Origin of the sequence: Ectothiorhodospira shaposhnikovii, from assembly GCF_047222355.1 — a bacterium.
Lineage (GTDB): Bacteria > Pseudomonadota > Gammaproteobacteria > Ectothiorhodospirales > Ectothiorhodospiraceae > Ectothiorhodospira.
The window spans coordinates 180,591-198,850 of sequence record NZ_CP178333.1; the positions used below are offsets into that span (position 1 = coordinate 180,591).

General features: G+C 64.1%; 13 protein-coding genes. 7 read left to right on the top strand and 6 right to left on the bottom strand.

All coding sequences use genetic code 11. The features are described from left to right. Window positions 1–77 precede the first annotated feature (77 nt). Both ACLF6L_RS00785 and nadA read right to left on the bottom strand, forming a co-directional pair. Entirely contained in the window at window positions 78–1,268 is a 1,191-nt protein-coding gene (locus ACLF6L_RS00785) for a hypothetical protein (RefSeq protein WP_238618302.1), read from the bottom strand. A 29-nt stretch (window positions 1,269–1,297) separates the two neighbouring features. Further along, window positions 1,298–2,377 carry a quinolinate synthase NadA gene (nadA, locus tag ACLF6L_RS00790; RefSeq protein WP_412852137.1) on the bottom strand — a complete coding sequence of 360 codons (1,080 nt, stop codon included), beginning with the start codon at window positions 2,375–2,377 and terminating at the stop codon, window positions 1,298–1,300. 224 nt (window positions 2,378–2,601) lie between these two features. Here nadA and ACLF6L_RS00795 point away from each other — a divergent pair, with 224 nt between their 5' ends. The 4 genes from ACLF6L_RS00795 (at window position 2,602) to ACLF6L_RS00810 (ending at window position 8,050) form a co-directional block, all read left to right on the top strand. Further along, window positions 2,602–3,123 (top strand): protein disulfide oxidoreductase, encoded by a 522-nt coding sequence (locus ACLF6L_RS00795; protein ID WP_412852138.1) that lies wholly within the window; start codon window positions 2,602–2,604, stop codon window positions 3,121–3,123. Window positions 3,124–3,367: 244 nt separating this feature from the next. Beyond that, a complete protein-coding gene (locus ACLF6L_RS00800; protein ID WP_412852801.1) occupies window positions 3,368–5,143 on the top strand; it encodes an AMP-dependent synthetase/ligase in 1,776 nt (591 codons plus the stop codon). A 522-nt stretch (window positions 5,144–5,665) separates the two neighbouring features. Continuing rightward, window positions 5,666–7,039 carry an OmpP1/FadL family transporter gene (locus tag ACLF6L_RS00805; RefSeq protein ID WP_412852139.1) on the top strand — a complete coding sequence of 458 codons (1,374 nt, stop codon included), beginning with the start codon at window positions 5,666–5,668 and terminating at the stop codon, window positions 7,037–7,039. A gap of 6 nt (window positions 7,040–7,045) precedes the next feature. Beyond that, a complete protein-coding gene (locus ACLF6L_RS00810; protein WP_238618306.1) occupies window positions 7,046–8,050 on the top strand; it encodes a YhdH/YhfP family quinone oxidoreductase in 1,005 nt (334 codons plus the stop codon). 5 nt (window positions 8,051–8,055) lie between these two features. Here the strand turns inward: ACLF6L_RS00810 and ACLF6L_RS00815 are convergent, their stop codons facing one another. Next, a complete protein-coding gene (locus ACLF6L_RS00815) occupies window positions 8,056–8,451 on the bottom strand; it encodes a hypothetical protein (protein WP_141565357.1) in 396 nt (131 codons plus the stop codon). A 159-nt stretch (window positions 8,452–8,610) separates the two neighbouring features. On the opposite strand from ACLF6L_RS00815, the gene ACLF6L_RS00820 reads away from it, so the two are divergent. Beyond that, window positions 8,611–9,738, top strand: coding sequence for an efflux RND transporter periplasmic adaptor subunit (locus ACLF6L_RS00820; RefSeq protein ID WP_238618307.1), 1,128 nt, complete (start codon window positions 8,611–8,613; stop codon window positions 9,736–9,738). Then, window positions 9,735–12,764, top strand: coding sequence for an efflux RND transporter permease subunit (locus tag ACLF6L_RS00825; RefSeq protein ID WP_412852140.1), 3,030 nt, complete (start codon window positions 9,735–9,737; stop codon window positions 12,762–12,764). Before ACLF6L_RS00820 ends, ACLF6L_RS00825 begins: the two co-directional genes overlap by 4 nt. Before the next feature lie 22 nt (window positions 12,765–12,786). Here ACLF6L_RS00825 and ACLF6L_RS00830 read toward each other — a convergent pair whose 3' ends face one another. Next, window positions 12,787–15,468: a bifunctional acetate--CoA ligase family protein/GNAT family N-acetyltransferase gene (locus ACLF6L_RS00830; protein ID WP_238618309.1), complete on the bottom strand. Its 2,682-nt coding sequence runs from the start codon at window positions 15,466–15,468 to the stop codon at window positions 12,787–12,789. A 167-nt stretch (window positions 15,469–15,635) separates the two neighbouring features. On the opposite strand from ACLF6L_RS00830, the gene ACLF6L_RS00835 reads away from it, so the two are divergent. Beyond that, a complete protein-coding gene (locus tag ACLF6L_RS00835; protein WP_238618310.1) occupies window positions 15,636–16,565 on the top strand; it encodes a histone deacetylase family protein in 930 nt (309 codons plus the stop codon). Between the two features lie 57 nt (window positions 16,566–16,622). Here the strand turns inward: ACLF6L_RS00835 and ACLF6L_RS00840 are convergent, their stop codons facing one another. Both ACLF6L_RS00840 and ACLF6L_RS00845 read right to left on the bottom strand, forming a co-directional pair. Continuing rightward, a complete protein-coding gene (locus ACLF6L_RS00840; protein WP_238618311.1) occupies window positions 16,623–17,180 on the bottom strand; it encodes a thioredoxin family protein in 558 nt (185 codons plus the stop codon). 25 nt (window positions 17,181–17,205) lie between these two features. Beyond that, the gene (locus tag ACLF6L_RS00845; protein ID WP_412852141.1) at window positions 17,206–18,240 is read right to left on the bottom strand and encodes an NADP(H)-dependent aldo-keto reductase; all 1,035 of its coding nucleotides are present in this window, start codon (window positions 18,238–18,240) and stop codon (window positions 17,206–17,208) included. Window positions 18,241–18,260 lie beyond the last annotated feature (20 nt).

Below are 18,260 nucleotides of genomic sequence, written 5' to 3' on the forward strand. Positions count from 1 at the left end.
TGCGTTGCCTACGGGTCTTGATCTGTATCACGTTAAAAACCGACTGGTCGGTTTTTAACTGGGCCGAACCGAGGGCTTCAGCCGCCCCGGCGCCGGAACCGGCTGGATTTCTTGAGTTCGCCGAGAATCATCCGTTCCAGTCCGTCCAGGTCTTCGCTGCGTACCTGGGCCACGTCGCTGATCCAGGCGGTGGTCTCGTTTCGTTTCTTGCTGAAGTAATCGAGGATGAACTGCTCCGACAGGAGCATGAAGCGGATCGCCTGGGCCGGGTCGACCTGCAGGAACGGGTTGCGGGCGATCTGCATGGCGGACGATTCCTGCTGCTGGCAGTAGCGGTTGAGCAGGGCGTAGAGGGCCATGCGGGCGTCGGACTGGCCGATGGGCAGGTTGTTTCGGGTTCGCGGGTGCAGGGCGGCGTCCACCAGGGCATCCAGCCACAGGGTCAGCTGGTTTTCGGAAATGCTCACCTCGCGGGCGCGTTGTTCCGCCACCAGGGCGCTGATGCGGGACTGCAGGTGTTCGGCCTGATGATTGGTCTGGTTTTTCTTGACCGTGCGACGCCACAGGGTCTGGGTCTGTTCCAGCTCCGTGCGCAGGTGTTCGATCTGTTGTCGGAGTGTCTCGGCCTGATGGTCCAGTCGGCTGACCTGCTGGAGCTTGTCGTGCATCTCGTGCTGCACGATGTCCAGCCGCACACGAAAGTAGCGGCTGAGCAGGTTTTCGATGCGCTCACTATGCTGATGGAGCTTGACGATCGCCTGCCGGATCGTTTCCGCGTGTTCTCCGTCGGCGGACTGGTGTCGAAGGAGCTGGGCGGCCATGCTGGCATCGCTGTTTTCCGCCCGCACGTCCAGCAACAGGGCGTTCAGCGCGCGGATGGCATGACCCAGCCGATCCAGCAGGATCGGTTCCTGATCGGCCTGCCAGCGGCCATGCAGGCGTTCCAGATCTTCCAGTTTGTAGTGGAAGATCTTCACGTTGGCGGTATTGCCCGTCAGCCTGGATTTGTCCAGGGCGGCCATCACTTCGTCGCCGTAACGCGCCTGCAAGTCCAGGCGACGTTCCAGGTGATGGGCGTTGGCCGCCAGGATGAGGCTTTCCAGGGCGCGCCGGGAGTAGAGCGGGGCCTCTTCCACCAGATCCAGGGGGATGTTTTCGGGTAGCTTTTCCGGGGGCAGGCGGGCCAGTTCCTCCGGCGAGAGCGAGGTCACCAGCTTCCTGAACACCTCCATGGGGATGGCGGGTTGACGCGTTGCCGGAGGGATCATGGTGTGGGCCGCGTGCGGGACGGGGACGCCTAGGCGTCCCCGCGTCCCAGGACGGGGGTCTGCAGTTGCCGGGCGAAGTCCAGCATGCGTTGGGTGGAGCGCAGGGCGCCCTCGCGCACGGACTCGTCCACCTGGACTTCATTGCCGCCTTGTTCCAGTACCTGGAGCAGGTTGTGCAGGCCGTTCATGGCCATCCAGGGGCAGTGGGCACAGCTACGGCAGGTGGCGCTGTGGCCGCCGGTGGGGGCTTCGATGAAGGTCTTGTGGGGGGCCGCCTGGCGCATCTTGTAGAAGATGCCGCTGTCGGTGGCGACGATCAGGGTGGGGTGGGGCAGTTCCCGGGCCGCCTTGATCAGCTGGGAGGTGGAGCCCACGGCGTCGGCCTGGGCGATGACCCCGGCGGGGGATTCCGGATGGACCAGCACGGCGGCTTCCGGGTGGGCCTTCTTGAGGTCGTCCAGGCCGCGGGTGCGGAATTCGTCGTGGACCACGCAGGTGGCATCCCACAGCACCATGTCGGCGCCGGTGGTTTCACGGATGTAGTGTCCCAGGTGCCGATCCGGCGCCCACAGGATCTTCTTGCCCTGGGCCTTGAGGTGTTCCACCAGCTTCACGGCGATGCTGGAGGTGACCACGTAGTCGGCGCGGGCCTTCACCCGGGCGGAGGTGTTGGAGTAGACCACCACGGTACGGTCGGGGTGGGCGTCGCAGAAGGCCTCGAACGCATCCGCCGGGCAGCCCAGGTCCAGGGAGCATTCCGCTTCCAGGGTGGGCATGAGCACGGTCTTTTCGGGGCTGAGGATCTTGGCGGTCTCGCCCATGAAGCGTACCCCCGCCACCACCAGGGTGGAGGCCGGGTGTTCCTGGCCGAAGCGGGCCATGTCCAGGGAGTCGGAGACGCAGCCGCCGGTCTCTTCGGCGATCCGCTGCAGGTCTTCATGGACATAGTAATGGGCGACCAGCACGGCATCCCGTTCCTTGAGTAGGGTCTTGATCCGCTCGATCACTGCGTCGCGCTCGGCGCTGGTGAAGCGGGGCATGTGACTCTCCACCCAGGCGGTTTCAGGGACCTGGAAGCGGTGGAGGGGTTGTGCGGTGACTGCGGTCATGAATCTTGAATCCCCTTGGGCATGCAGGGTGCTACCTTAATTGATCTTAATCGATCCTGGCCCGACTGGAGGCCCGAAGCGCCCCTCGGGTGCGGAAATCGGGTGTGTTTGTTTACGGTCATTGTGTTTGGACCGGAAGATATTATGCCCGTTCAGTGGCGTTGTCTGCTGAATCCGTGGCGGTGTCTCTTAATGTTGTTAATCAAAAACAATAGGTTGCCCATATGAGTAAGCCGCAGTTGTCTCCCGCCAAGGGGCGCCGCTGGTGGCGGCCGGCCGTCGAACTGCTGGTTGTGCTGCTGATCTTCCTGGCCTTGAAGGCCTGGCTGCAGCGGGACATGATCAGTGGCGAGGCACCCGACTTTCAGGCCCGGCTACTGGACGGAACCCCGGTGAGCCTGGCCGATTACCGGGGGGCGCCGGTACTGGTGCATTTCTGGGCTACCTGGTGCGGGATCTGTCGTCTGGAGCAGGGCAGTATTGAGACGATCAGCCAGGCATGGCCGGTACTGACCGTGGCCATGCAGTCCGGGGATGCCCAAGCGCTGGCAGCTTATATGGCGGAGCATGGTTATGCTCAGGCGGTGATCGCCGACGAAGACGGTGCCCTGGCGGCCCGTTTCGGCGTGGGGGCCGTACCGGCCAGCTTTGTGCTGGATGCCGACGGCAATATCCGGTTCCGGGAGCGAGGGTTAACCACCGGCTGGGGCTTGCGTGCACGGCTGTGGATGGCCCGGTTGCTCTGAGGTGATGGAACGGTAAATCCGTAACAGCTGTGCGCCCTGTCATGGAATTTTAATCCGGTAGCTGGGCTGCTGCGGGGCTTTAATCACGTTATATTCACCCCCAAAAGATCCGGGACACTGCTCCTCCGGGGCCGGCCCGGCGATGCGCCTGTGAGCGCTGAATGAGATGGGGCGTCAGACCCCTGCAAGAGGAGTAGACATGCACGAGCCCTAAGACGTCGTTTCGCCGGAGACCGCGGGCAGCCTGGCGGGACTGTTCAGGGAGCGAGTCAAGAGAACACCAGGAGCGGTGGCCTATCGTCAGTACGACACGGTTTCTGCCAGCTGGCAAACCCGAACCTGGGACGAAGTGGCCAAAGAGGTGGCCCGTTGGCAGGCGGCACTGCTCAAGGAGGGGTTCAAGCCCGGCGACCGGGTTGCGGTCATGCTGCGCAACTGCCGGGAATGGGTCGTCTTCGATCAGGCTTCCATGGGGCTGGGGTTGATTACCATCCCGCTCTATACCGACGACCGGCCCGATAATATCGCCTATATCCTTCAGGACGCCGGTGCCCGGATGCTGCTCCTGGGGGGCAAGGCCCAGTGGCGGCGGCTGCAGGAGGTGCGGAATCGTCTGGAGACGGTACAGCGCATCGTCTCGGTGGAGGCTGTTCCCAAGGGGGATTTCCCCGAAGAAGAGCGCCTGGTTTCCCTGGATGACTGGACCCGGGGACTGGAAGGGGAACTGATCACCCACGAGGCGGACCCTCACGGCCTGGCTACTATTGTCTATACCTCCGGCACCACCGGACGTTCCAAGGGTGTGATGCTTTCTCATCACAATATCCTCTCCAACGCCTACGCCTCCCAGCAGTGCGCGCCCATGGGCGCGGATGACCTGTTCCTCTCCTTTCTGCCGCTCTCCCACACCCTGGAGCGTACTGCCGGTTGCTACATGCCCATGATGGTGGGCGCCCAGGTGGCCTACGCCCGCTCTATTCAGGGGCTGGGGGAGGATCTGCTCACCTTGCGTCCCACGGTGATGATCTCGGTGCCGCGTATCTATGAACGCATCTACGGGCGCATCAACGCCGGGTTGGAGGAAAAGTCGCCCTTGGCCCGCAAGCTGTTCCTGACCACGGTGAATATCGGCTGGCGGCGGTTCGAACATCAGCAGGGGCGTGCCGGCTGGCATCCCGGTCTGCTGCTCTGGCCGATCCTGAAGAAGATCGTGGCCGACAAGGTCACTTCTCGCCTGGGCGGCCGCCTGCGCTATGCGGTCTGTGGTGGTGCGCCGCTGCCGCCGCCCATTGCTCGTTTCTTCATCGGCCTGGGGCTGCCGGTCTTCCATGGCTTCGGCATGACCGAGTCCAGCCCCGTGGTGAGCGTGAACCGCCCCGATGACAATCTCCCCGCCAGTGTGGGCGCGCCCTTGCCCGGAGTGGAGGTGAAGATCGGCGCCGATGACGAGCTGCTGGTGCGTGGTCCTTCGGTGATGCAGGGGTATTGGAATAACGAGGAGGCCACCCGGGAGACCATTGATGCCGATGGCTGGCTGCACAGCGGCGACAAGGCCCGGTTCGACGAGCAGGGCCATATCTTCATCATCGGCCGCATCAAGGAAATTCTGGTGCTGGGCAATGGGGAAAAGGTGCCGCCCGCCGACATGGAAATGGCCATCACCCTGGACCCGGTGTTCGAACAGGCCCTGGTGCTGGGGGAGGGTAAGGCCTATCTGAGCGCCCTGGTGGTGCTCAACCCCGAAGAATGGGAGAAACTGGCCAAGACGCTGGAGGTGGACCCTCGGGATGCCGAGGCCCTGCGCAGCCGCAAGGTGGAAAAGGCCTTGCTGGAGCGGGTGGGCGTTCAGCTCAAGGAGTTCCACGGCTATGCCCAGGTGCGGCGTCTGACCGCCTCTCTGGAGCCATGGGAAGTGGATGGCGGGTTGCTCACGCCCACCATGAAGATGAAGCGCAACCTGATCATGGCCCAGTTCCAGCGGGAGATCGAGCAGATGTACGAGGCGCACAGCAATCGCTGAGACCTGTGCTGGAGCGATCTGCGGCTGCGATTGGAATGATTCGGCGGTGCGATTGAAGCGATTGACGGTAAGGGGGGGAGAGGACTTCCTCAAAGCGATGTATTGAGTTTTTCACCAAAGTGATGCACTGAGTTTTTCACCAAAGTGATGCACTGAGTTTTTCACCAAAGTGATGTACTGAGTTTGTCATTCCCGCGAAAGCGGGAATCCAGTCATGGATTGACAGTTCTGGGCTCCCGCTTTCGCGGGAGTGACGTCAAGGGGGCGGGAGTGACGGCAAGGGGCATGGGTGACGACAAAGGGCAGGAGTGATGGCGAAAGCAGGTGTGGTAGCAAGGGACGGGAGTGGTGGTAGGGGGCTTTTCAGAACGTATTAACCCGGCAATCAAAAGTCTTTGACTTAAAATCTCAAGCCATTGATTTCAATCGTTTAAAGTTGAAAATGGTCATGCTTGTTTAATTGCCGGTTTAATAATATCGACGACACTACAAAGACGACATTAAAAATAGGGGATGCAGGGGATGACGATGCAGGCAGTTCGTATTCGTAACGGCCTTTCACTGGGGGCGGCCGTTTCACTGGCGCTGGCGGGTGGCGCCATGTGGTCCGAGCCGGTCAAGGCGGCCGGATTCTACATTCAGGAGCAAAGTGTCAGCGGCCTGGGGCGGGCCTTTGCGGGGGATGCCGCCATTGCCTCCGATGCCAGTACCATCTTCTTCAATCCCGCGGGGATGACGTATCTGTCGGGGCCGGAGGTTCAGGTTGCGGTGCATCTGCTGGTGCCGAAGGCGGATGCCCGGAACAGCAATTCCACGGCCGCCACGCCGGGGACGTTGGGTAATCCGTTGCCCTATGGGGGCGGCAACGGCGGAAATCCCTATGATCCGACGCCGGTACCGAACTTCTTTTATGCCAGACCCTTTAATGATCAGCTCTGGTATGGCTTCGGAATCACCGCGCCATTCGGTCTGGCCAATACCTACGACAAGGACTTTTTTGCCCGCTACGATTCCACGGAGACGGAGCTGAAGGTCATCAACTTCCAGCCTTCCATTGCCTACCAGGTCAATGAGCGGTTTTCCGTGGGTTTCGGTCTGGACATCCAGTATGCGGATGCCACTTTGAAGAATGCCGTGCCGGATCCGACCCGTCCTGGTGGCCCCTCGGTGGATACCGATGGTGAAGTCAGCCTTGAGGCGGACAGCTGGGATTATGGCTTCAATCTGGGGGTGATGTTCCAGCCCACCCAGGATACGCGCCTGGGTATTCACTATCGCCAGGGCATCAAGCACACTCTTGATGGCAAGGCGCGCATTACCGCCCCGAATTTTTCCAGCCCGAACCCCCTTCTTCCCGATCCGGGTTCTGTGACCAGTGAAGGTGGGGAGGCGGCCCTGCGTCTTCCCGACATCGTGACCCTGGGTGTGATGCACCGGCTGAATGACCGCTGGACGTTGCTGGGTCAGTACAGCTGGTTCAAGTGGTCCAACTTCGACGAGATCCGGGTGAAGTTCGATACTGACCGCAATGATAACGAAACTCTGCAGAACTATAAGGATACCTGGGCGCTGTCCATCGGTGCCGAATACCGCCTGGATGATCGCTGGACCCTGCGTGGGGGCATGCAGTATGACCGTACCCCGACCCAGGACGATTTCCGCACCACCCGGACCCCGGATGGTGACCGGACCTGGTTCTCCCTCGGTGCCAGTTACCAGCAAGGACCCCACTGGGGCTTCGATCTGGCCTATACCTATATCGACATCAGCAAGGAGTCTCTGGTTTTGACGCGGCCTTTCTTTGAAGACACGCCTGTCTCGAGTGAAGTCAGTATCGACGGCACCACCCGCGGTCACGTCCACATCCTGGCTGCCGCCATGCGCTACAACTTCTGAGGTCCCATGGACGCCACCTTCCCGGCCCTGCTGATACGCGACCAGGTTCAAGGGTCTGAGCGCGTCGATTTCATCCGCATGGATGAGGCCGATCTCATGCCCGGGGACGTGGAGGTGGCGGTTCATTATTCCTCGCTCAATTACAAGGACGCCCTGGGCATTACCGGCAGCGGTCGGGTGTTGCGTCGTTCTCCCATTGTGGGCGGCATCGATGCGGCCGGTGAAGTGATCGCCTCTTCGGACACCCGCTTCAAGCCCGGTGATCCGGTGCTGGTCACCGGGGCGGGCCTGGGGGAGTATCACCACGGGGGGTTCGCCGGTCGCATCCGGGTGCCCGCCGACTGGGTGGTGCCCCTGCCTGCCGGAATGGATTGCCGCCAGGCCATGATCCTGGGCACGGCGGGGCTGACCACCGCCCTGATTCTCAAGCGTTTTCAAGAAAATCAACAGCTTCCGGAGATGGGGCCGATCCTGGTCACCGGCGCCAGCGGTGGGGTCGGCGCCCTGACCATCAGTCTGCTGGCCGCCCAGGGCTACGAGGTGGTGGGCCTCACCGGGAAACCGGAGATGGCTCCCTGGCTCAGGTCGCTGGGGGCGTCCGAGGTACTGGACCGACATGGTCTGTCCATGGGCTTTCGCCCGCTGGAGACGGCCCGCTGGGGCGGTGCCGTGGATGTGCTGGGGGGGGAAGTCCTGGGCTGGCTGGCCCGGACCGTGGATGACTGGGGCAACATCGTGGTGGTGGGTCTGGCCGGTGGGGCGGATCTGCGGACCACGGTCATGCCTTTCATCCTGCGGGGGGTGTCACTGCTGGGGGTGACGTCCGCCAACTGCCCCCTGCCCATGCGAGGCCCCCTGTGGGAGCGGCTGGGCAGTGACTGGGCGATTCCTCATCTGGACTCCATCCTGAGCGAGGAGGCTACTCTGTCGCAGTTGCCCGAGTTCAGCCGCCGCATGCTGGCGGGCAGGACCTGGGGCCGAATCCTGGTGAATCCGCGCGCTGATACCTGAGTCGGTCAGGGTTGGCCGATGCCCGATAGGATGGAGTCCCGGGTAATGACTTCCCGCATCACCCGGCTCTCGGGATGCCTTCCACCGCAGATATCCAGCACCCTGCCATCGGCCAGGTGGGCTTCGATGTTGTAGCCCAGGCCCGGTTCATGATTGAGGGTGATGGTGCGGGTCTCGCCGGCTCGCAGCTGCAGCAGGGTGGTGTGTTGTTCGGTGTCCACGTTGGCATAACCGATCTCCACCGTGGGGATGGTCTCGCCGGTGCGGTTCTGTACATGCACGATGATGGCACGCTCGGGCAGAGTCAGTTCCGGGGTGGTGGCCCAGAGGGTGATGCCGATACCCGCGACCAACGCCATGGGTACGAGTAGCCAGAGTGTCCAGGAGCCTGAGTCGTTCATCAGCGAATGCTAATTCGTCAGCCGGCCCCTTGTCATTGATAACCGGCAATTCGGATCTTGCCCGCCCCACCCTCCCGTGTCCGAAGGCTGCCTCATCCCTGCTATGCTGGCACCATACCCTGTCTGACCCTCACCCGTCCTCGCCAAAGGAAAGAACGGATGCCTCCTCTTGCCCCCCGCCGACCCTGGTTTCCTTTCGTGTTTCCCCTGCTTGCCGTCTTGCTGGGTGCCTGCGGTGGCCCGCCGGAACCGGAACCTGAACCCCGGGTGCGCCCGGTGATGGCGGTCGAGCTGGAAAGCCCGACGGGATTGGCGGCACGCAGTTTCAGCGCCCGGGCCGAGGCGGCGGAACGGACCGGCCTGGCCTTCCGGGTGTCCGGCCAAGTGGTCTCGGTGCGCGCGGATCTGGGGGATTACGTGTCCGCCGGCACCGAGCTGGCACGACTGGATGACCGGGATTACCGGCTCAAGGTGCGTGAACTGGAAGGGCAGCTGGCGGCCGCCGAAGGCAAATTGACGGAGGCCCGGGCGAATTTTGAGCGGGGCCGCACCCTGGTGGCCGACGGCACCATCAGCCGTGCCGATTTCGACCGTCTTCAGGCCGGTTTTCAACAGGCCCGGGGGCAGCGGGATGCCCTTGCCGAAGGGCTGGCCACGGCCCGGGCGGCGCTGGAGGACACCGTGCTGCGGGCACCCTTCAATGCCCATGTGGCGGTGCGTGCCGTCGAACCCTTCGAGCAGGTGAGCCCCCAGCGGGTGGTCTTCGTGCTGGATCGACTGGACGTGATCGAGCTGCGGGTGGGCATGCCGGAGACACTGGTGGTGCACCGTGAGCGCCTGACGGCGGTGGATGTGCATTTTGCCGCCCTGGGCCGCGACTATGCCGGCCACGTCAGGGCCATCGGGGTGGACGTGGATGAGGATACCCAGACCTATCCGGTGCGCATCGCCGTGCAGAATCCGGATCGTCGCATCCTGCCGGGCATGACCGCCCGGGTGGATTTTCGCGCGGCGATGCCGGAAGCACACCTTGCCGACTATTTTCTGGTGCCGCTGACGGCCGTGACGGAATACCGGGGCGATCCCCATGTGTGGCGCCTGGACGAGGCGGATGAAAGGGTGCACCGGGTTCCGGTGAGCCTGGGTCCCCTGGAGCGTGAAGGCATGCGCGTCCGGGGGGATCTGCAGCCCGGTCAGCGGGTGGTGGTGGCCGGCGTGCAGCATCTGGAGGAAGGTCAGCGGGTGCGGTTGTTGACCGAGGATGACATCCGGGGGGCGCGCCGATGAACGCCGCTGTCTGGGCCATCGGCAATGGCCGTTTCGTGGGGTTCGTGGTGGCGCTGCTGGTGCTGATCGGCATCGTTGCCTATACCCAATTGGGGCAGCTGGAAGACCCCGAGTTCACGGTGCGCACCGCGGTGGTCTACACCGAATATCCCGGCGCCCGGGCGGTGCGGGTGGAACAGGAGGTGACCGAGCGCATCGAACTCAAGATCCAGCAGATGGGGTCGCTGGATCAGGTGGAGTCCTACAGCCGGGACGGGGTGTCGGTGATCTTTGTGGACATCCAGGAGCGCCATGGCCCCGACCAGTTGCGCCAGATCTGGGATGAGTTGCGCCACAAGGTCAACGAGGCGGCGCTGAGCTTGCCGGATGGCGTCGTCGGCCCCTTTGTGGATGACGAGTATGGGGATGTATTTGCCATGTTGCTGTCGCTCACCGGGGAGGGGTACGGGTACGACGATCTGGACCGCATCACCGATACCGTGCGCCGTGAGTTGTTGCGGGTGCCCGGGGTGGCCAAGGTGGAGATCTTCGGTGCCCAGGGGGAACGGGTGTTCGTGGAAACCTCCCGGGACAAGATCGCCGAGATGGGCCTGACTCCCCATCTGGTGGTGCAGGCCCTGAACCGTCAGAACGTGGTGGCCCCGGCCGGGTTCGTGGAACTGGGGCCCCGGCAGGTGCGGATCTTCGCCAGCGGGGTGTTCGAGTCCCTGGAGCAGATCCGGGACCTGGCCATCCGCAGCCCGGTCACCGGCAATCTGGTCTATCTGCGGGATTTTGCCGAGGTGCGCCGGGGCTTTGCCGATCCGCCCGAGGCCCTGCTGCGTTATGACGGGACGCCTGCTCTGGCCATCGGCATCGTGCCCACCTCGGGGGTGAACGTGGTGGACCTGGGGCGTCTGGTGAACGAACGCCTGGACGAGATCACCCGCGGCCTGCCGGTGGGCATGGCCTTCGGCGTCATCGCCGACCAGCCCCGGGAGGTGCGCACGGCGATCAACGAATTCATGGTCAACCTGGCCATGGCGGTGGTGATCGTCATTGCCGTGCTGCTGATTTCCCTGGGGTTGCGGACCGGGCTGATCGTGGGGTCCGGGGTGCCGTTCACCATCCTGGCCACCTTCATCGCCATGTGGATCACGGGCATCGACCTGCACCGGGTGTCCCTGGGGGCGCTGGTGATCGTGCTGGGCATGATGGTGGACAATGCCATCGTGGTGGCGGAGCTCACCTATGTGAAGATGCAGCGGGGCCTGGATCGTCTGGAGGCGGCGCGGGAGGCGGTGGCCGAGACTGCCTGGCCGCTGCTCTCCGCCACCCTGATCGCGGTGCTGGCCTTCTCCCCCATCGCCCTGACCCAAACCGCCACCGGGGAATTCACCCGCTCCCTGTTCTGGGTGGTGGGTTTCAGTCTGCTGCTGAGCTGGGTGCTGGCCATCACGGTCACCCCGGTGATGTGTCATCGCTGGATGAAGGTGAGCGCCGGCGGCGAAGGGCAGGACCCCTATGGGGGGCGGCTGTACGGCGGGTTCCGCGGCCTGCTCCACACAGTGCTGGTCTGGCGTCGCACGGCAGTGGCCGCCTTCGTGGGTCTTTTGATCGTGGCGGTGCTGGGTTTCATGCTGGTGCCGCAGATCTTTTTCCCGCCGGCGCAACGGGCCCAGTTCATGGTGGATTACTGGTTGCCCGAGGGCAGCCGTATCACCCATACCGCCGCCGACATGGCGGCCATCGAGGCCTGGCTGGGAGGCCACGAGGAAGTGGATACGGTAACGGCCTTCATCGGCGAGGGTGCCCCCCGATTCTATCTGCCCATGTTGCCCGAAAGTCCCAATCCCGCATTCGGCCAGATCCTGGTCAATCTGCGCGAGGTTGGGGATCTGGAGCCGATGATGGCCCGGACCCTGGATTTCATGCGCGAGGGCTTCCCCGACGCCGAACCCCGGGTGCGGCCCATGCAGCTGGGGGATCCGGTGCGCTATCCGGTGATGCTCCGCATCCTGGGGCCGGACCGTGTGGTGTTGCGGGAACTGGCGGAAGAGGCCGCGACCCGGCTGCGGGCTGATCCCCGGGTGGCCCATGTTCACCCCAACTGGCGGGACAGGACGCCGCAGATCCAGGTCCAGGTGGACCAGGAACGGGCCCGGCGAGCCAATGTCACCAGTGCCGCCGTGGCCGAGGCCCTGGCCACCGCCTTTGCCGGCCAGGCCATCGGCGTCTACCTGGAAGACGACAAGCGCATCCCTATCGTATGGCGTTTCCCCCTGGAGGAGCGTACCGATCCCACCCGGGTGGAGACCATGGTGATCTGGCCGGAGCAGGGAAACCGGCCGGTGCCGTTGTTGCAGGTGGCGGATATCTCGATGGTCTGGGAAGACGCGGTGATCTGGCGTCTGGACCGGGAGCGGGCGTTGACCCTGCAGATGGATCTGGTACCCGGCGTCACCGCCCATGAGGTGGTGCGGGATCTGGCCCGCGTGGTGGAGGATCTGTCATTGCCGGTAGGGTATCGACTGACCTGGGACGGGGAGGCGGCCAAGTCCGCCGAGGCCCAGCGGGGTGTCCTGCAGCCGGTGCCGGTGGTGCTGGGCTTGATGGCGCTGGTGCTCATGGCTCAGTTCAACAGCTATCGCCGTTCCCTGATCATCCTGCTGACCGTGCCCCTGGGAGTGGTGGGGGTCAGCGCCGGCCTGTTGTTGCTGCAGCAGCCCTTCGGTTTCATGGCCCTGCTCGGGGTGATGAGCCTGTCGGGCATGATCATCAAGAATGCCATCGTGATGGTGGAGCAGATCGATCTGGAGATGGAGCGGGCGGAGGATGCGCGCCAAGCCCTGGTGGAGGCGGCGGTGAGCCGCGTCCGGCCGGTGATGCTGGCGGCCCTGACCACGGTGCTGGGCATGATCCCCCTGGCCCTGTCCGGTCCGTTCTGGGCGCCCATGGCCATCGCCATCATGTTCGGCCTGGCCCTGGCATCCCTGCTGACCCTGCTGGCGGTACCGCTGTTCTATGCGATCCTGTTCGGCAGCTGACGGGCGGCCCTGGCCGGTGAGGTCAGAGCCGCTTGCTCACCACCTTGATGCCGTCATCCTCGGGGCTGTTGCGGGAGGTGAAGCCCAGTCGGTGCATGAGGGCGATCATGTTGGTGTTCTGGGTCAGCACCTCGCCTTCCATGGTGCGCAGGCCCCGGGAGCGGGCCACGTCCATGAGTTCGTTCATCAGGTGGGAACCGATGCCGCGGCCCTGCCATTCGTCCGCGACCACCAGGCCGAACTCACAGCTCTGCTGATCCGGGTTGGCGGTGTAGCGGGCCACGGCGATCTGCAATTCCGAGCCGTCCGGCTGTTCACGCACCGCGATCAGGGCCATCTCCCGGTCGTAGTCGATCTGGGTGAAGCGCACCAGCATGTGGGGGGTGAGTTCGTGCACTGCCTGCATGAAGCGGAAGTAGCGTGCCTCCGGCGAGAGATTGCGCACGAACTCCTGCTCGATCCTGGCGTCTTCCGGTCGGATGGGACGGATGGTCAGATTGATGCCGTCCGGCAGTTGCCAGTTGCTCACCAGGTGGGCGGGGTAGGGATGGATGGCCATGTGGGCATAGCGGTCCGGCATCGACGGCGGATAGTCCACGGAGATGCGGGCGTCCACCGCCGCCAGTCCCCGTTCGTCGGCGATCAGGGGATTGATGTCCATGTCCTGGATCTCCGGTAGTTCACAGACCATCTCCGACACCCGCAGCAGTACCTGCTCCAGGGCCTCGTCGTCCACCGCCGGCATGTTGCGGAATTCCTTGAGCAGCTTGGCCACCTTGGTGCGGGCGATCATGCCCTCGATGATGACCTCGTTCAGGGGCGGCAGGGCCACGGCCCGGTCCTTGATGACTTCCACGGAAGTCCCGCCGGAGCCGAAGCTGATCACCGGACCGAAGACCGGGTCCCGCAGCACGCCCACCATCAGTTCGCGGCCGTAGGTGCTCTTGTGCATGCGCTCGACGGTGACGCCGTTGATGCGGGCATCGGGTCGCAGGCGCCGGGTGTCCTCGATCATGGTCTGGAAGGCGCTGCGCACGGACTCGGCGCTGGCGATGTTCAGCCGCACCCCCTGTACGTCGGATTTGTGGGTGATGTCGGGGGAGTCGATCTTCATGGCCACCGGATACCCCACGGTGCCGGCCGCCACCAGGGCCTCGCTGGCGGTGTTGGCACGCATGGTCTGGGTGACCGGGATGCGGAAGGCAGACAGGACCGCCTTGGATTCCATGGTGCTCAGGACCTTGCGGCCTTCCGACAGGGCGCTTTCAATGATGAGCCGGGCACCTTGCACGTCGGTGCGGGTGCGGTCGGAAAGGGGGCCGGGAACCTGCAGCAGCAAGCGCTGGTTGCGCTTGTGGGCGGCCAGATAGGCAAAGGCCTCCACCGAGGCTTCCGGGGTGGTGAAGTGGGGCAGGCGTTCCTTGGTGAAGTGCTCCCGGGCGGTGCGTACCTGATTGTCTCCCATCCAGCAGGCCAGCACCGGTTTTTGGGTCTTGCGGGCCACCGGGGTGATGGCCTGCGCCACGCCCAGGGGATCGGTCATGGCCTGGGGGGTGAGCATGACGATGGTACCGTCCACGCCGTTGTCATCCAGGCAGGCCTTGAGGGCCGATTCGAAACGTTTGGCATCGGCGTCTCCCAGTAGATCCACCGGGTTGCCGTGGGACCACTGTTCCGGCAGGGCCTTGTTCAGGCTTTCCATGGTGGCGGCGCTGAGCTGGGCCATGGCGATGTCCAGTTCCACCGCCCGGTCCGTGGCCATGACCCCCGGGCCGCCCGCGTTGGTGACGATGGCCAGCCGGTTGCCTTCGATCCGGTAGCCGCTGGAGAGGATGCGGGCCGCGGAGAAGAGTTGCTGGATGGTCATGGCGCGCACGGCGCCGGCCCGTTCCAGGGCGGCGTCGAAGACGTCGTCGGCACCGACCAGGGCGCCGGTATGGGACATGGCGGCCCGGGAGCCTTCCGCATGACGACCGGACTTGATGACGATGACCGGCTTCATGCGGGCCGCTGCCCGCAGGCCGCTCATGAAGCGTCGGGCGTTGCGGACCCCTTCCACGTAGACCAAGATGCTGCGGGTCTCTCGGTCCAGGGCCAGGTAGTCCAGCACGTCGCCGAAATCCACGTCCGAGGCATCCCCCATGGAGACCACGGCGGAAAAGCCGATTTCCTGGCTTTCCGCCCAGTCCAGGATGCCGGTGCAGATGGCGCCGGACTGGGACACCAGGGCCAGGTTGCCGGGCAGGGCCCGGTTTTTGCTGAAGGTGGCATTCATGCCCCGGTTGGGTCGAATGATGCCCAGGCAGTTGGGGCCGATGAGGCGCAGGTCGTACTCCTTGGCGATCTCCATCACTTCCTGTTCCAGACGCTTGCCCACCCGGCCGCTCTCGGCAAAGCCGGCGGACAGGACCACGGCGCCCTTTACCCCGTGTTCGCCGCAGTGACGCAGGATGCCGGGCACCGTGCGCGCGGGTGTGGCCACGACCACCATGTCCACCGGGCGACCGATGGCTTCCACATCCGGATAGGCCTTGCGACCCTGGACAGTGTCATGCTTGGGATTGACCGGGTAGAGCTCGCCCTTGAAACCGGCGTCGATGAGGTTGGCGAAAACCAGGGTACCAAGGGCGTTGGTCCGTTCGCTGGCACCGATCACGGCCACGCTGCGGGGATTGAAGATGCGGCTGAGAAAGTGTGGTCCCATGATTCGACGGTCGACGCCCCTGAGTGAGTGTTCATCCGAGTATAGTATGGGAGATGCTGCGGTGCGGCGAAACCGCTTCTTGAGCAGGGCTTTCATCAGTTTGCACGCCTCTTTTTGCTGCACTGCTTCGGGGTAATATGGTCATGACCACGAAGGAGCCCATGACCATGACCATCGCATTCATTACCCACCATGACTGTACCCTGCATCGGGTTGCCACACATCATCCGGAAGTGCCGGAACGTCTGGCGGCCATCGATGATCGCATGCTGGCCTCGGGGTTGAGCATGCTGCTGCGTCATTATGATGCCCCTCTGGTCACCCGCGAGCAGCTGTTGCGTGTCCATGCCGAGGATTATATCGACTGGGTGGAGGCCTCCGCACCGGGTTCCGGCGGGATGGTCTGCCTGGATGACGGTGATACGGTGATGACCGAGCACACCCTGCAGGCGGCCCGACGGGCGGCGGGGGCGGTCATCCTGGCGGTGGATCTGGTCATGGGCGGCGAGGCTAAATCGGCCTTCTGCAGTGTGCGTCCTCCGGGCCACCACGCGGAGCGCGCCCGGGCCATGGGTTTCTGCATCTTCAACAACATTGCGGTGGGCGCCGCCCACGCCTTGGCGCGTCATGGTCTGGAGCGGGTGGCCGTGGTGGATTTCGATGTGCATCACGGCAACGGCACCGAGGAGATCTTCCGCAATGAGCCGCGGGTATTGTTCTGTTCCACCTTCCAGCATCCCTTCTATCCCTTTACCGGAACGGAGGTGGATACCGACCATATCGTCGGTGTGCCCTTGGCCAGAGGGACGACCGGGACGGAATTCCGGGAAGCGGTGGCGGAACACTGGCTGCCGGCCCTGGAGGCCTTCCGGCCTCAGCTGATGATGATCTCGGCCGGTTTTGATGCCCACCGGGAGGAGGACATGGCGGATTTCATGCTGATCGAGGACGACTACGCCTGGGTGACACGCAAGCTGAGGGACATTGCCCTGCGCCATGGGGAAGGGCGGGTGGTGTCCTGCCTGGAGGGGGGCTATGCCCTGTCGTCCCTGGGGCGGTCGGCCTGCGTGCACGTGGATGCCCTGATCGGGCCGTGACGGCGCCCCGTCCCCGATCCTTCTCCCCCTGCCGGGGGAGAAGGGAGGCGTGTCAGGCTATGCCTTCCACTTGATGTTGCAGCCCAGGCTGGGTGTCTGGTCCTGGGGTGCCGGCCGCCCCGCCAGCAGGGCGTCGGCGGCGGCCCGCAGGTCAGCGCCGGTGACCGGGATGTCGCTGCCGGGTCGGGAGGCATCGAACTGCCCCCGGTAGAACAGCCGCCGGTCCGCGTCGAACAGATAGAAGTCCGGCGTGCAGGCGGCGTCATAGGCCCTGGCCACTTCCTGGGTCTCGTCGAACAGGTAGGGGAAGGTGTAGCCGAAACGACGGGCCTCGTCCTTCATCTTTTCCGGGCTGTCTTCCGGGTAGTTTTCCACATCATTGGCATTGATGGCGATGACGGCCAGCCCCTTCTCGGTATAGGCGCGGCCGAAACGGGCGAACTCGTGCCGGATCAGCTGCACGAAGGGGCAGTGATTGCAGATGAAGGCGATGACATAGCCCTTTGCATCGGGAAAGTCATCCAGGGATACCCGCTTGCCGGTGCTCGGGTCGGGCAGGCTGAATGCCGGGGCCTGGGTGCCCAGTTCCAGCATGTTTGATTCTGTTCTTGCCATGGTGGCTTTCCTCCTCGTGATGGCGTCATGGGCAGGGGATGGTGTGGCGCTGATGCACCGATTCGATCTCCTCCAGGACGGCTTGGCTCAATGTGATCTCCAGGCTGGCGATGTTCTCTTCCAGTTGTTCCAGCCGGGTGGCGCCGATGATGTTGCTGGTCAAAAAGCTGCGACTGTTGACGAAGGCCAGGGCCATTTGGGCCGGTGACAGTCCGTGACGTCGGGCGATTTCCACATAGGCGCGGGTGGCGGCCACGCCGGTTTCCCCGGAGTAGCGGGAGAAGCGGGAGAACAGGGTCAGGCGGCCATCGGCGGGGGGTGATTCCAGGTATTTGCCGCTCAGGGCACCGAAGGCCATGGGGGAATAGGCCAGCAGACCCACCTGTTCCCGGTGCGCCATTTCCGCCAGCCCCACCTCGAAGCCGCGGTTGAGCAGGTTGTAGGGATTCTGGATGGACACGACGCGAGGCAGGCCCTGGCGCTCGGCCACGCGCAGATATTCCATCAGGCCCCAGGGGGTCTCGTTGGAGATGCCGATGGTGCGTACCTTGCCGGCCTTGACCATGTCCCCCAGCACCGCCAGTGTTTCGGCGATGGGGGTGTCATCGGCTTCCGGCTGGTGCTCGTAGCCCAGCTTGCCGAAGTAGTTGGTGCTGCGCATGGGCCAGTGGATCTGGTACAGGTCCACGTAGTCGGTTTGCAGGCGCTGGAGGCTGTCGTGCAGGGCCTGCTCCAGGTGAGCGCGGTCGTGTCTGGGGCCGCCGCGGATATGGCCCAGCTCGCTGCCGGGGCCGGCGGCCTTGGTGGCGATCACCAGGTCGTCCCGGCATCCCCGCCGGGCCAGCCAGTTGCCCAGATAGGTTTCGGTGCGCCCCTGGGTCTCGGCCCTGGGGGGTACCGGGTAGAGCTCGGCGGTGTCGATGAAGTTGATGCCGTGATCCACGGCCATGTCCAGCTGGCTGTAGGCCTCGGCTTCGGTGTTCTGTTCGCCCCAGGTCATGGTGCCCAGGCAGAGCAGGCTCACCTGGATGTCCGAAGTGCCCAGAGTCCTGTATTGCATGATGTTCTCCCGTCCGTTTC

Coding starts and splice junctions, on each gene's coding strand:
- ACLF6L_RS00785 (WP_238618302.1), bottom strand. CDS start 1,268: ATGATCCCTCCGGCAACGCGTCAACCCGCCATCCCCATGGAGGTGTTC.
- nadA (WP_412852137.1), bottom strand. CDS start 2,377: ATGACCGCAGTCACCGCACAACCCCTCCACCGCTTCCAGGTCCCTGAA.
- ACLF6L_RS00795 (WP_412852138.1), top strand. CDS start 2,602: ATGAGTAAGCCGCAGTTGTCTCCCGCCAAGGGGCGCCGCTGGTGGCGG.
- ACLF6L_RS00805 (WP_412852139.1), top strand. CDS start 5,666: ATGACGATGCAGGCAGTTCGTATTCGTAACGGCCTTTCACTGGGGGCG.
- ACLF6L_RS00810 (WP_238618306.1), top strand. CDS start 7,046: ATGGACGCCACCTTCCCGGCCCTGCTGATACGCGACCAGGTTCAAGGG.
- ACLF6L_RS00815 (WP_141565357.1), bottom strand. CDS start 8,451: ATGAACGACTCAGGCTCCTGGACACTCTGGCTACTCGTACCCATGGCG.
- ACLF6L_RS00820 (WP_238618307.1), top strand. CDS start 8,611: ATGCCTCCTCTTGCCCCCCGCCGACCCTGGTTTCCTTTCGTGTTTCCC.
- ACLF6L_RS00825 (WP_412852140.1), top strand. CDS start 9,735: ATGAACGCCGCTGTCTGGGCCATCGGCAATGGCCGTTTCGTGGGGTTC.
- ACLF6L_RS00830 (WP_238618309.1), bottom strand. CDS start 15,468: ATGGGACCACACTTTCTCAGCCGCATCTTCAATCCCCGCAGCGTGGCC.
- ACLF6L_RS00835 (WP_238618310.1), top strand. CDS start 15,636: ATGACCATCGCATTCATTACCCACCATGACTGTACCCTGCATCGGGTT.
- ACLF6L_RS00840 (WP_238618311.1), bottom strand. CDS start 17,180: ATGGCAAGAACAGAATCAAACATGCTGGAACTGGGCACCCAGGCCCCG.
- ACLF6L_RS00845 (WP_412852141.1), bottom strand. CDS start 18,240: ATGCAATACAGGACTCTGGGCACTTCGGACATCCAGGTGAGCCTGCTC.